This window comes from Streptomyces sp. V3I8, assembly GCF_030817535.1.
Classification (GTDB): domain Bacteria; phylum Actinomycetota; class Actinomycetes; order Streptomycetales; family Streptomycetaceae; genus Streptomyces.
The window spans coordinates 5,101,131-5,114,329 of record NZ_JAUSZL010000002.1 but is presented as its reverse complement, the minus strand read 5'-3'; the positions used below and the strand labels follow the sequence as shown (position 1 = coordinate 5,114,329).

General features: G+C 67.7%; 11 protein-coding genes and 1 tRNA gene. 2 read left to right on the top strand and 10 right to left on the bottom strand.

The genetic code is table 11. The annotated features are described in order from the left end of the window. Positions 1 to 48: 48 nt before the first annotated feature. The 10 genes from rpoB to QFZ75_RS22760 all read right to left on the bottom strand — a co-directional run bounded on the left by rpoB (position 49) and on the right by QFZ75_RS22760 (position 10,415). The gene (rpoB, locus tag QFZ75_RS22805) at positions 49 to 3,531 is read right to left on the bottom strand and encodes a DNA-directed RNA polymerase subunit beta (protein WP_307539662.1); all 3,483 of its coding nucleotides are present in this window, start codon (positions 3,529 to 3,531) and stop codon (positions 49 to 51) included. A 646-nt stretch (positions 3,532 to 4,177) separates the two neighbouring features. Continuing rightward, positions 4,178 to 4,558 carry a 50S ribosomal protein L7/L12 gene (gene rplL / locus QFZ75_RS22800; protein ID WP_307539660.1) on the bottom strand — a complete coding sequence of 127 codons (381 nt, stop codon included), beginning with the start codon at positions 4,556 to 4,558 and terminating at the stop codon, positions 4,178 to 4,180. A gap of 109 nt (positions 4,559 to 4,667) precedes the next feature. Then, positions 4,668 to 5,198, bottom strand: a complete 531-nt coding sequence (rplJ, locus tag QFZ75_RS22795) for a 50S ribosomal protein L10 (RefSeq protein ID WP_307539659.1) — start codon at positions 5,196 to 5,198, stop codon at positions 4,668 to 4,670. Between the two features lie 287 nt (positions 5,199 to 5,485). Further along, positions 5,486 to 6,343 (bottom strand): DUF1396 domain-containing protein, encoded by an 858-nt coding sequence (locus QFZ75_RS22790; RefSeq protein ID WP_373465923.1) that lies wholly within the window; start codon positions 6,341 to 6,343, stop codon positions 5,486 to 5,488. A gap of 121 nt (positions 6,344 to 6,464) precedes the next feature. Then, positions 6,465 to 7,364 carry a hypothetical protein gene (locus QFZ75_RS22785; protein WP_307539655.1) on the bottom strand — a complete coding sequence of 300 codons (900 nt, stop codon included), beginning with the start codon at positions 7,362 to 7,364 and terminating at the stop codon, positions 6,465 to 6,467. A 170-nt stretch (positions 7,365 to 7,534) separates the two neighbouring features. Beyond that, the gene (gene rplA, locus QFZ75_RS22780) at positions 7,535 to 8,260 is read right to left on the bottom strand and encodes a 50S ribosomal protein L1 (RefSeq protein ID WP_307539654.1); all 726 of its coding nucleotides are present in this window, start codon (positions 8,258 to 8,260) and stop codon (positions 7,535 to 7,537) included. Positions 8,261 to 8,334: 74 nt separating this feature from the next. Further along, complete coding sequence (gene rplK, locus QFZ75_RS22775) at positions 8,335 to 8,769, bottom strand: 50S ribosomal protein L11 (protein ID WP_107020981.1); 435 nt, start codon at positions 8,767 to 8,769, stop codon at positions 8,335 to 8,337. Positions 8,770 to 8,938: 169 nt separating this feature from the next. After that, positions 8,939 to 9,871 carry a transcription termination/antitermination protein NusG gene (gene nusG, locus QFZ75_RS22770; RefSeq protein ID WP_307539653.1) on the bottom strand — a complete coding sequence of 311 codons (933 nt, stop codon included), beginning with the start codon at positions 9,869 to 9,871 and terminating at the stop codon, positions 8,939 to 8,941. A gap of 77 nt (positions 9,872 to 9,948) precedes the next feature. Then, the gene (gene secE / locus QFZ75_RS22765) at positions 9,949 to 10,233 is read right to left on the bottom strand and encodes a preprotein translocase subunit SecE (protein WP_149511996.1); all 285 of its coding nucleotides are present in this window, start codon (positions 10,231 to 10,233) and stop codon (positions 9,949 to 9,951) included. A 109-nt stretch (positions 10,234 to 10,342) separates the two neighbouring features. Next, positions 10,343 to 10,415, bottom strand: a tRNA-Trp gene (locus tag QFZ75_RS22760). A 225-nt stretch (positions 10,416 to 10,640) separates the two neighbouring features. Here QFZ75_RS22760 and QFZ75_RS22755 point away from each other — a divergent pair. After that, the gene (locus QFZ75_RS22755; RefSeq protein WP_307539652.1) at positions 10,641 to 11,867 is read left to right on the top strand and encodes a pyridoxal phosphate-dependent aminotransferase; all 1,227 of its coding nucleotides are present in this window, start codon (positions 10,641 to 10,643) and stop codon (positions 11,865 to 11,867) included. A gap of 182 nt (positions 11,868 to 12,049) precedes the next feature. Beyond that, positions 12,050 to 13,078 carry an adenosine deaminase gene (locus tag QFZ75_RS22750; RefSeq protein ID WP_307539651.1) on the top strand — a complete coding sequence of 343 codons (1,029 nt, stop codon included), beginning with the start codon at positions 12,050 to 12,052 and terminating at the stop codon, positions 13,076 to 13,078. Positions 13,079 to 13,199 lie beyond the last annotated feature (121 nt).

Below are 13,199 nucleotides of genomic sequence, written 5' to 3'. Positions count from 1 at the left end.
GGGGTTGGTTAGCCGGGGCTCTTGTTCAGGGAGCCCCGGCCAGACCCGTCAGACCTCTTCGACGCTGCTCGGCTCACGCCGGGACAGGTCGATACCGAGCTCTTCCGCGGCGCGGAAGACGTCCTCGTCCGTGTCGCGCATCTCGATGGACATGCCGTCCGAGGACAGCACCTCCACGTTGAGGCAGAGCGACTGCATCTCCTTGATGAGCACCTTGAAGGACTCGGGGATGCCGGGCTCAGGAATGTTCTCGCCCTTGACGATGGCCTCGTAGACCTTCACGCGGCCGGTCACGTCGTCGGACTTGATGGTCAGCAGTTCCTGGAGGGCGTAAGCGGCGCCGTAAGCCTCCAGCGCCCACACCTCCATCTCACCGAATCGCTGGCCACCGAACTGGGCCTTACCACCCAGCGGCTGCTGGGTGATCATCGAGTACGGACCGGTCGACCGGGCGTGCAGCTTGTCGTCGACCAGGTGGTGGAGCTTGAGGATGTACATGTAGCCGACCGAGACCGGCTCCGGGAACGGCTCGCCGGAGCGGCCGTCGAACAGCGGCGCCTTGCCGGTCGGGAGCACCATGCGTGATCCGTCGCGGTTCGGGACCGTGTGCTGCAGCAGACCGGCCAGCTCGTCCTCACGCGCACCGTCGAAGACGGGGGTGGCGACGTTCGTACCCGGGTCGACCTTGTCGGCCCCGATGCTCTGCAGTCGCTGCGCCCACTCCTCGCCGAGCCCGGAGACGTCCCAGCCGCGGCTGGCGAGCCAGCCGAGGTGGATCTCCAGGACCTGTCCCGGGTTCATTCGGGACGGGACACCCAGCGGGTTGAGGATGATGTCGACCGGCGTGCCGTCCTCGAGGAAGGGCATGTCCTCGATCGGGAGGATCTTGGAGATGACACCCTTGTTGCCGTGCCGGCCGGCCAGCTTGTCGCCGTCCGTGATCTTGCGCTTCTGCGCCACGTAGACCCGAACCAGCTGGTTCACGCCCGGCGGCAGCTCGTCGCCCTCTTCACGGTCGAAGACGCGGACGCCGATGACCTTGCCGATCTCGCCGTGCGGCACCTTCAGCGAGGTGTCGCGCACCTCGCGCGCCTTCTCACCGAAGATCGCGCGCAGCAGGCGCTCCTCCGGGGTCAGCTCGGTCTCGCCCTTGGGCGTGACCTTGCCGACCAGGATGTCACCGGCGACGACCTCGGCACCGATGCGGATGATCCCGCGCTCGTCGAGGTCGGCGAGGACCTCCTCGGAGACGTTCGGGATGTCCCGGGTGATCTCCTCGGGGCCGAGCTTGGTGTCACGGGCGTCGACCTCGTGCTCCTCGATGTGGATCGAGGAGAGGACGTCGTCCTGCACGAGGCGCTGCGACAGGATGATCGCGTCCTCGTAGTTGTGACCCTCCCACGGCATGAAGGCGACGAGCAGGTTCTTGCCCAGCGCCATCTCGCCTTCCTGGGTGGCCGGACCGTCGGCGAGGACCTGGTCCTCGACGACCCGGTCGCCCTCGTCCACGACGACCTTCTGGTTGACCGAGGTCCCCTGGTTGGAGCGGGAGAACTTGGCCACCCGGTAGGTGTTGTACGTGCCGTCGTCGTTGGCGATGGTCACGTAGTCCGCGGAGACCTCCTGGACGACACCGGCCTTCTCGGCCTTGATGACGTCACCGGCGTCGACGGCGCAGCGGTACTCCATGCCCGTACCGACGAGGGGGGCCTCGGCGGTGATCAGCGGCACGGCCTGGCGCATCATGTTCGCGCCCATGAGGGCACGGTTGGCGTCGTCGTGCTCGAGGAACGGGATCATGGCGGTCGCGACCGACACCATCTGGCGCGGCGAGACGTCCATGTAGTCGACGTCGTCACCGGGGACGTAGTCGACCTCTCCGCCACGACGGCGGACCAGGACGCGAGCCTCCTCGAACCGGAAGTCGTCGCCCAGCAGCGCGTTGGCCTGGGCGATGACGAAGCGGTCCTCCTCGTCGGCGGTCAGATAGTCGACCTCGTCGGTGACGACACCGGCGGTGACCCGGCGGTACGGCGTCTCGACGAAACCGAAGGCGTTGACCCGGCCGTAGGAGGCGAGCGAGCCGATCAGGCCGATGTTCGGGCCTTCAGGAGTCTCGATCGGGCACATGCGGCCGTAGTGCGAGGGGTGCACGTCACGGACCTCGAAGCCGGCCCGCTCACGGGAGAGACCACCCGGGCCAAGAGCCGACAGACGGCGCTTGTGGGTGAGACCCGACAGCGGGTTGTTCTGGTCCATGAACTGCGAGAGCTGGCTGGTGCCGAAGAACTCCTTGATGGAGGCGACGACCGGCCGGATGTTGATCAGGGTCTGCGGCGTGATCGCCTCGACGTCCTGGGTCGTCATCCGCTCGCGGACGACGCGCTCCATACGAGCCAGACCCGTGCGGACCTGGTTCTGGATGAGCTCGCCGACGTTGCGCAGACGACGGTTGCCGAAGTGGTCGATGTCGTCGGTCTCGACGACGATCGAGTTGCCGTTGTCGCCAACGGTCTCGGTCTCACCGGCGTGCAGCTTCACCAGGTACTTGATCGTCGCGATGATGTCCTCGACGGTCAGGATCCCGGCGTCCAGCGGGGCGGTACCGGCCAGCTTCTTGTTGACCTTGTACCGGCCGACCTTCGCGAGGTCGTAGCGCTTCGGGTTGAAGTAGAGGTTCTCGAGCAGCGTCTGCGCGGCCTCACGGGTCGGGGGCTCGCCCGGACGCAGCTTGCGGTAGATGTCGAGCAGCGCGTCGTCCTGGCCCTGGGTGTGGTCCTTCTCCAGGGTGGCGCGCATGGACTCGTACTCGCCGAACTCCTCCAGGATCTGCTCGGTCGTCCAACCGAGAGCCTTGAGCAGGACGGTGACGGACTGCTTGCGCTTGCGGTCGATGCGGACACCGACCATGTCGCGCTTGTCGATCTCCATCTCCAGCCAGGCACCCCGGGACGGGATCACCTTGGAGGAGAAGATGTCCTTGTCGGACGTCTTGTCGATGGAGGAGTCGAAGTAGACACCCGGCGAACGGACCAGCTGCGACACCACGACACGCTCGGTGCCGTTGATGACGAAGGTGCCCTTGTTCGTCATGAGCGGGAAATCACCCATGAAGACGGTCTGGGACTTGATCTCGCCGGTCTCGTTGTTGGTGAACTCGGCGGTGACGAAGAGCGGGGCGGCGAACGTGAAGTCGCGCTCCTTGCACTCGTCGATGGAGTTCTTCGGAGGCTCGAAGCGGTGGTCGCGGAACGTCAGGGACATCGACCCTGAGAAGTCCTCGATCGGAGAGATCTCCTCGAAGATCTCTTCGAGACCGGACTTGGTGGGGACGTCCTGTCCACTGTCCAGAGCCGCCTCGACACGAGCCTTCCACGCGTCGTTGCCGAGCAGCCAGTCAAAACTTTCGGTCTGCAGCGCAAGAAGGTTCGGAACCTCGAGGGGCTCCTTGATCTTTGCAAAGGAGATGCGCAGCGGGGCGGTGCTGGCGCCGTTGTTCGTATTCGCGGAGGCAGTGCGCGAGGCGGCCAAGAGGGGGTCCTTCCGAGGGCTCGGACTCACTACGCGCGTACCGGTCCCAAGCGGGGCACAGGGACGGACGTTTCCCGGACCGGTCGCGTACGACCAGGTCAGAGTCGGTTCCATCCGCGGTGCTCGAGCGAGGGTATGCCCCTGGTGACGGGCAGGAGGCAGCTAACAGGCAGCGCAAAGGGTCAGTGTAGCCACTAGGCCCACTGATGTCCAGTGCGGGTTTTTGAAGACCCTCGTTGTTCTCAACCCCTGCTGCAAGCCACGCCCTCGATGCACATCGATACTGCCCTCTTCGCCGCCGATCCATGCCTCGGATCCGGATCGTTGTGACGACGCGTCCTGAGAATTGCGCGCTGCGTGCGGTTCGTCAAGGCCCCCCAAGCCCGAACCGGGTGCTGCCATCGTCACGTGCACCCGTCCTGCAACCTGCCTCGCACCCCGTACTGCAGCCCGTCACGGGCGGCCGGAGGCACGGACGAAGATCACCATACTCGCCGCGACCGGCACTGCAAGGCTGTCGCCGCACGGCCCCCTCGAACGCCGAAGAGCGACCACCCAGTTGGGTGATCGCTCTTCGGTGCGTCAGCGTTACAGCGCTAGTTCAGCCGCCGCAGCGAACCGCAGGAGTCCTCGCGGACTCGTCGGGTCACTTGACCTCGACGGAGGCGCCGGCGCCCTTGAGGGACTCGGCGGCCTTCTCGGCGGCGGCCTTGTCGACCTTCTCGAGGACGGGCTTCGGGGCGCCGTCCACGAGGTCCTTGGCCTCCTTGAGGCCCAGGGAGGTCAGCTCACGCACGACCTTGATGACCTGGATCTTCTTCTCACCGGCGCCCGTGAGGACGACGTCGAACTCGTCCTGCTCGGCCTCGGCCTCGACCGGGGCGGCAGCGGTGGCGGGGCCGGCGGCGACCGCGGCGGCGGCGGTGACGTCGAACTTCTCCTCGAAGGCCTTCACGAACTCGGAGAGCTCGATGAGGGTGAGGTTCTCGAACTGCGCGAGCAGCTCTTCCTGGGACAGCTTCGCCATGATGGCGTCCTTCCACTAATTCGGCAGGTGCCGGATGTACTGGTGAGGCGGGCGTACGTTCGGCCCGCTACGACCGTCGCCCCGGGCGGCGGTCAACAAGCGAGCCGAGTTACTCGGCACCGCCCTGCTCGTCGAGCTTGACGCGAAGCGCCTCCGCGGTGCGGACGAACTTCGACGGAAGCGCCTGGAAGAGCTGCGCAGCCTGAGTCTGCTTGCCCTTCATGGCACCCGCCAGCTTGGCGAGCAGAACCTCGCGGGACTCGAGGTCCGCGAGCTTCTTGATCTCGTCGGCGGACAGCGCCTTGCCGTCAAGGACACCGCCCTTGATGACGAGGTTCGGGTTGTCCTTGGCGAAGTCACGAAGACCCTTCGCCGACGTCACCGGGTCACCGGAGATGAAGGCAACCGCTGTCGGACCGTTGAACAGGTCGTCGAGCGTGGAGATCCCGGCCTCGTTGGCCGCGATCTTGGTCAGCGTGTTCTTCACCACGGCGTACTGGGCGTCTTCACCGAGCGAACGGCGCAGCGTCTTGAGCTGCGCCACGGTGAGACCCCGGTACTCGGTCAGCACAGCGGCGTTCGAGCTACGGAACTGGTCCGCGAGCTCGGCTACCGCGGCAGCCTTGTCGGGCCTTGCCATAAGCGTGGCCTCCTTCCGGGTGATGAGGACCGCTCAGAAGGAGACTGGGAAAACGAAACGCCCCGGCGCAGGCGCACGGGGCGTGGCTCTACCGGACGGATTCCGTACGAGGTACGGGACTGTCTGGGAGCTCATCCACAGTCACCTACGCGGGTCGTCCGCAATTCAGCGGATCCTTCGGTCACCGGGTCCTCTTGCGAGAGCACGGCAACGACCAGCGGTCTTTGGCTTCTGTGGAAGATTACGTGAACGGGGCGCTGTCAAGCAAATCCGTGCCCCGGGAAGGGTCAGCCCTCCAGGTCACCCATCATCTCGGCCAGGTCCATGACGTCCTTGGCCGGCGGGGCCTCGACCGTCACGGGCTTGTTGTAGTCGAGGAAGGTGATGGTCGTGTCGAGCTTGCCCTTGTCGGCGGCGCCGCGCATGCGGAACTGCTTGGTGCGGTCCTCGCCGTCGACCCACATGTCCATCGTGAGCGTGTCCACGCCCAGCTTCTCGTACTGCTCCAGGCCCTTCTCCCGCTTCTCACGGGTGGCCTTGCTCTCGTCCTTCAGGGAGGCGCGGAACTCGTCGAGGGTGACCGTGCCCTTGTAATGGGTGGTCTCGACGCCCTCGACCTTCTCCGTGCCGACCTTCTCCACGTTCTTGGAGCCGGTGAGGAGGGTGGACTCCTGCGCCGGGTTCTTGTCGGCCGCTCCGGCCCCCGGGGCCTCGGAGCCCAGCGCGTCGGCGCCCAGCGCGGACATGTCGAACTTGATCCAGCGCTTGCCGTCCATCTCCTTGGCGGCCGCGGCGCTCCCGCCTATGTACATCGCCTTGTCGACCAGGCGGATCTCGGCGGTGCCGTCCGCACCCTGGTCGAGGGCGGTCATCTTCATGCTCATCGCGAGGTCGGGCTTCATGCGCATGTGGGCCTCGGCCTTCACGCGCCCCTCCTCGGGGGTCCGGCCCGTCATCCGGTAGCTGAGGGAGGTGATCTCCTCCGTCTTCTTCGCCGCCTTCGCGACGGCTGCGGCGGGCGTCATCTCCGGCGACTCGCTCCCGGAGTCCTTCGAACAGCCGACGGCACCCCCGGCGAGGACGAGTGCGGCGAGCGCCGCGCCCGTCGCCCGGTGACGTACAGACCCGCGCACAGAAAACTTCACGGTTCCCCCCAAGGAACATACAAGCGATTCACAGGTGAAGCGCGAGCGTATCCCAGGGGGGATCAGGCGGTCCTGCGAGTTCTCACGGCACCCGTGTGACGCCTGTGACCGTCCCGGCCGCTCAGCCCGCCGGCGGGGTCTGCATGAGGTCCTTGAAGTCGGCGGTGTCCCCCGCCGCGGGCTCCTCGACGGAGACGTCCACCCCGTAGTTGCTGTAGTACGCCGTGGAGGACATCGAGCCGGTCGCCAGCTCGCCCTTCTCGGTCTTCTTGACCAGCAGGTCCTCGTCGTTCACCCAGATGTCGATCGTCTCGGTGGTCACCCCGGCCTGCTCCAGCTGGCGCTTGAGGTCGGCCTGCTGGTCCGCGGAGAGGTTCGAGCTCTGGTCCGCGAGGTCCGCCACGTCGACCGTGCCCGAGTAGTGCGTGGTGTGCTCGCCGCGCACCTTCTCCTCGCCGGCCTTCTCGACGTCCCCGGAGGCCAGCAGGAGCTTCACCGACTGGTTCGGCGTGGTGTTCTGCATCTGGTCCTTCATGTACGCGCCCGATCCGCCGCCCAGCTGCGCCAGGTCGTCGTACGCGTACTTGATCCAGTGCTTGCCGCCGGACTGCTCGGCGAACGTGTCGCCCATCTTCGCGTAGTAGGCGTCGGGCAGGTAGCGGGCCTCCATGGAGGTGGCGCCCAGCTGCCGCATCTGGTCGGCCATCGTGCCACCGGTGTACGTGATCGTCAGGTTGCCGGTGAGGCCGTCGGCCCAGCCGAGGGAGCCGTCCGCCTTCATCGACATCATCGTGCCCATGGTCGTGGTGGACTCGACCTCGGCGGAGTCCGCCCCGCCGGTGCTCTTCTCCACGGAACGCAGGGCCGCGACCGGGTTCGCCCCGCCGGCTCCCTTGCCGCCGTCCGCCGCGTCCGGGTCCGGCCCCCCGCCGGAGCCCGAACCGCTGCAGGCCGCCGCTCCGGTCAGGACGGCGGCCACCGCTGTCGAGACGGCCACCCGACGCACGTACGTGCTCATCATTCGTCCCCCTATGCGATTCCTGTGCCCCGCACGCTAGCGCAGGGCACCGACACCGGGCCCGGAAAACGAGCACCGGACACCGGACACAGAGACGGGCCCCGCACCTCGAAAGGTTGCGGGGCCCGTCCTGAAATCGCGTCTGCGACGCGGCTGCCGGGTGAGCGTCAGGCTCAGACGGCGGCCGGGTCCTCCTCGACGAGGAGGTTGCGGGTGCGGTTCGGGTCGACCGGAACGCCGGGGCCGATCGTCGTGCTGATCGCGGCCTTCTTGATGTAGCGACCCTTGGCGGCCGACGGCTTCAGACGGAGGATCTCGTCGAGCGCGGCGCCGTAGTTCTCCACCAGCTGGGTGTCGTCGAACGACGCCTTGCCGATGATGAAGTGCAGGTTCGAGTGCTTGTCGACGCGGAACTCGATCTTGCCGCCCTTGATCTCGGTCACGGCCTTGGCCACGTCCGGGGTCACGGTGCCCGTCTTCGGGTTCGGCATCAGACCACGCGGGCCGAGGACACGGCCCAGGCGGCCGACCTTGCCCATGAGGTCGGGGGTGGCGACGACGGCGTCGAAGTCCAGACGCCCCTTCGCCACCTCGTCGATGAGTTCGTCGGAGCCGACGATGTCGGCGCCCGCGGCGGTCGCGGCCTCGGCACGGTCACCGGTCGCGAAGACCAGGACCCGGGCGGTCTTGCCGGTGCCGTGCGGGAGGTTCACGGTGCCGCGGACCATCTGGTCGGCCTTGCGCGGGTCGACACCCAGACGGAAGGCCACCTCGACGGTGCCGTCGAACTTGGAGGTGGAGGTCTCCTTGGCGAGACGGACGGCCTCGAGCGGGGCGTACTGCTTCTCCCGGTCGATCTTGGCGTCCGCAGCGCGGAGAGACTTGCTGCGCTTGCTCACTACTGCTCCTGTGTGTTCTGAGGAGTCGTGGTAGGGGCCGAGCAGGCCCTGCCACGGTTCTACAAGGGTGGAGGTCAGCCCTCGACCGTGATGCCCATGGAACGGGCGGTGCCAGCGATGATCTTCGACGCGGCGTCCAGGTCGTTGGCGTTCAGGTCGGCCAGCTTGGTCGTGGCGATCTCGCGGACCTGCGCCTGCGTGATCTTGGCGACCTTGGTCTTGTGCGGCTCGCCCGAGCCCTTCTCGACACCGGCGGCCTTGAGGATCATCTTCGCGGCCGGCGGGGTCTTGGTGATGAAGGTGAAGGAGCGGTCCTCGTAGACCGTGATCTCCACCGGGATGACCCAGCCGCGCTGCGACTCGGTCGCGGCGTTGTAGGCCTTGCAGAACTCCATGATGTTGACGCCGTGCTGGCCCAGTGCGGGGCCGACCGGCGGAGCCGGGTTGGCCGCACCGGCCTGGATCTGGAGCTTGATGAGCCCCGTGACCTTCTTCTTCTTGGGAGGCATTGCTCTCTCCGGGTCCTAGTGAGAGTTTCCAGCCATCCATTCCGGATCTCCGGATGGAGGCATACCGCACCACGATAACGGGTATCGGTGTGCGGCCAAAAACCGAGCAGGTCAGGCAGGCTGCGAGAGCCTGTCTGACCTGGTCGGAGGCATACGGTCCGGAAGGACGTCAGTTCTTCTGGATCTGGTCGAAGCTCAGCTCGACCGGGGTCTCGCGGCCGAAGATCTCGACGAGGCCCTTGACCTTCTTCGAGTCGGCGTTGATCTCGTTGATCGTCGCCTGCAGCGTCGCGAACGGGCCGTCGGTGACGGTGACCGAGTCGCCGACCTCGAAGTCCAGCACCTGGACCTCGAGCTTGCGGGACGGAGCCGGCTTGCCCTCGGCCTCGGCGGCCTCGCGGGCGGCCTTCTCCTCGGCCTCGGGGGCGAGCATCTTGACGATCTCGTCGAGCGTCAGCGGGTACGGGTCGTAGGCGTTGCCGACGAAGCCGGTGACGCCGGGGGTGTTGCGGACGACGCCCCAGGACTCGTTCGTCAGGTCCATGCGCACCAGCACGTAGCCGGGGAGCTTGTTCTGCCTGACGGTCTTGCGCTCGCCGTTCTTGATCTGCGCGACCTCTTCTTGCGGCACCTCGGCCGCGAAGATGAAGTCCTCGACGTTCAGCGAGACCGCCCGCTGTTCGAGGTTGGTCTTCACGCGGTTCTCGTAACCGGCGTACGTGTGGATGACGTACCACTCGCCGGGCAGCGCACGGAGCTCGTCGCGCAGGGCGGTGACGGGGTCGACCGGCTCGGCCTCCTCCGCCTCCTCTTCGCCGGTCCCGTCGGAGACGGCACCGTCCTCGTCGGAGTCGGCGGCCTCGGCGTCGTCCTCGTCGGCGACAGCGGCTTCGGCGTCGTCCTCGACAGCGGCTTCGGCGTCGTCCTCGAGGTCCTCGCCGGACTCGTCCTCGACGTTCACCGCGGCTTCCTCGGCGGGCTCGCCCGCGGCGGCATCGGCAGCCTCGACCTCGTCCTCGACATCCGCGCCCTCGACGATGTCGAGCTCGTCCTCGACGGACTCGACCGACTCGACGGCATCGTTCAGGTTCGGGTCAGACACGGTGGCTGCTTCTTCCTGGATCATGGGGGTGGAACACGCGAAAGCGGGCGCCGGGTACGGCGCCCTTCGCGCTAGGCTCAGCCGAAGACGTACTTGGCGGCCTTGTCGAGTCCGAAGTCAATCACAGTCACCAGACCGATCATGATGACGACGAACACAATCACCACTGTGGTGTACGTCGTCAGCTGATTGCGGGTCGGCCAGACGACCTTCCGGAGCTCCGCGACGATCTGGCGGTAGAAGAGGGCGAGGCGCTTCAGCGGGCCCTTCTTGGCACGCTTGCCGCCCTTACGGCCCTTCTTGGACTCCGGCGCCTCATCCTGGGCATCAGGCATGTCGATGGAGCCCACGGCGTCCGTCACTCGTCCTCACCTGATTCCGGGTCGTGGCCGTGCCGCGTCCGGCATGAGCCGCGCGGCGGTGCAATGCAGTACGTACGTGTGCACACATCCCGGTGAAAGGAGTGTGTAGCAGGGCCGGAGGGACTTGAACCCCCAACCGCTGGTTTTGGAGACCAGTGCTCTACCAATTGAGCTACGACCCTCTGCTTCCCTCACAACGTACCGCATCCGCCCGGGTGCTCGGTGTGCACCGGAAGAGTGCGGCCGGTGAAGGCCAACGAGGTGAGAGTGTACGTGGTCGGCGGCCGGTCGTCGAACAGAAAGTGCCCGCAGGGACTTCGAACGCGCCCCGCCGACAACCCGGCCGGCGTTGCCCAGTCTGTGAAACCGGTGTGCCGGGGACGTTTCCGGTCTGAAACGATGGGCCCATGAGCGCTGCAACCCCTCCCACCGAGCGCCGGGTCTCCGCCCGCGTCGGCGCGATCTCCGAGTCCGCAACCCTCGCCGTGGACGCCAAGGCGAAGGCCCTCAAGGCCGCCGGGCGTCCGGTGATCGGCTTCGGTGCCGGCGAGCCCGACTTCCCGACCCCGGACTACATCGTCGAGGCCGCCGTCGAGGCGTGCAAGAACCCGAAGTACCACCGCTACACGCCGGCCGGCGGCCTTCCCGAGCTGAAGGCGGCGATCGTCGCCAAGACGCTGCGCGACTCCCACTACGAGGTGGACGCCTCCCAGGTCCTGGTGACCAACGGCGGCAAGCAGGCCATCTACGAGGCGTTCGCCGCGATCCTCGACCCGGGCGACGAGGTCATCGTCCCGGCCCCCTACTGGACGACGTACCCCGAGTCGATCCGGCTGGCCGGCGGCGTCCCGGTCGAGGTGGTCGCGGACGAGACCACCGGCTACCGCGTCTCGGTCGAGCAGTTGGAGGCGGCCCGTACGGAGCGGACCAAGGTCGTCCTCTTCGTGTCGCCGTCCAACCCGACGGGCGCCGTCTACGGCCCCGAGGACACCGAGGCGATCGGCCGCTGGGCCGTCGAGCACGGCCTGTGGGTCCTGACGGACGAGATCTACGAGCACCTCGTCTACGGCGACACGAAGTTCACCTCGCTGCCCGCGGCCGTCCCGGAGCTGCGCGACAAGTGCATCGTGGTCAACGGCGTCGCCAAGACGTACGCGATGACCGGCTGGCGGGTCGGGTGGGTCATCGGCCCCAAGGACGTGGTGAAGGCCGCGACGAACCTCCAGTCGCACGCCACGTCGAACGTGTCGAACGTCGCCCAGGTCGCGGCGATCGCCGCCGTCTCGGGCGACCTGACGGCCGTCGCCGAGATGCGCGAGGCCTTCGACCGGCGCCGCCGGACCATCGTGCGGATGCTCAACGAGATCGACGGCGTGGTCTGCCCGGAGCCCGAGGGCGCCTTCTACGTGTACCCGTCGGTGAAGGCCCTCGTCGGCAAGGAGATCCGCGGCAGGCGCCCGCAGGACTCCGTCGAGCTGGCCGCGCTGATCCTGGACGAGGTCGAGGTGGCGGTCGTCCCGGGCGAGGCCTTCGGCACGCCGGGCTACCTGCGGCTGTCGTACGCGCTCGGTGACGAGGATCTCGTCGAGGGCGTCTCGCGGCTCCAGAAGCTGCTGGCGGAGGCCAAGGACTGAACCGCGCGCACGACAGTGCACGACAGTGAGTGATGCGGGCCGTTTCCCTCCGGGGAGGCGGCCCGCTTCTTCGTGACCCCGCCCTCCTTCGTGGCCCCGCGCTCCTCGTTTCTTCGTGCGAGCAAGACCACGTTCAGGGAAAGCGCTACCGGTACGGCGCCGGCGTGCGGCAGGATCCTTGAATGGAGCACGTACGTAAGGTCTCTGAGCTGCCCAAGGCTCATCTGCACCTGCACTTCACAGGTTCGATGCGGCACACCACCCTGCTGGAACTGGCCGACAGGCACGGGATTCACCTGCCCGACGCGCTGACGAGCGGCGAGCCGCCCAAGCTGCGGGCCACGGACGAGCGGGGCTGGTTCCGCTTCCAGCGCCTGTACGACGCGGCGCGGTCGTGCCTCAGGGACCCCGAGGACATCCGGCGGCTCGTGCGCGAGGCCGCCGAGGAGGACCTCAAGGACGGCTCGGGATGGCTGGAGATCCAGGTCGACCCGACGTCGTACGCGCCGCGCCTGGGCGGTCTGATCCCGGCCCTGGAGATCATCCTGGACGCGGTGGACGCGACCATGCGCGAGACCGGGCTCGGTATGCGGGTCCTGGTGGCCGCGAACCGGATGAAGCACCCCCTGGACGCCCGCACGCTGGCCCGCCTGGCCGTGCGGTACGCGGACCGCGGCATCGTCGGTTTCGGGCTCTCCAACGACGAGCGGCGGGGCATGGCGCGGGACTTCGACCGGGCCTTCGCGATCGCCCGGGAGGGGGGTCTGCTGGCGGCGCCGCACGGTGGCGAGCTCGCGGGTCCCACCTCGGTGCGCGACTGCCTGGACGACCTGCACGCCTCGCGGATCGGGCACGGGGTGCGGGCCGCCGAGGACCCCCGCCTGATGAAGCGGCTCGCGGACCGGGGCATCACCTGCGAGGTCTGCCCGGCCTCGAACGTCGCCCTGGGCGTCTACGAGAAGCCGGAGGACGTCCCCCTGCGCACGCTCTTCGAGGCGGGGGTGCCCCTGGCGCTGGGCGCGGACGACCCGCTGCTGTTCGGCTCGCGGCTGGCCGACCAGTACGAGATCGCGCGCCGCCACCACGGTTTCAGCGACGCCGAACTGGCCGAGCTGGCACGGCAGTCGGTACGGGGTTCGGCGGCCCCGCACGACATCAAGGAGAAGCTGCTGTCCGGGGTCGACGACTGGCTGGCCGCCCCGGCCGCCTGAAGTGCGGGCAGGGCGGGCAGGGCGGGTACGCCTGGCAGCCGATGTCCGGCTCGGGCCCCGCCCCCTTGGGCGGCCCCCCTTGCCGCGGGGCCGGAACCGGCCGCCGGTTCCAGGTGCACGG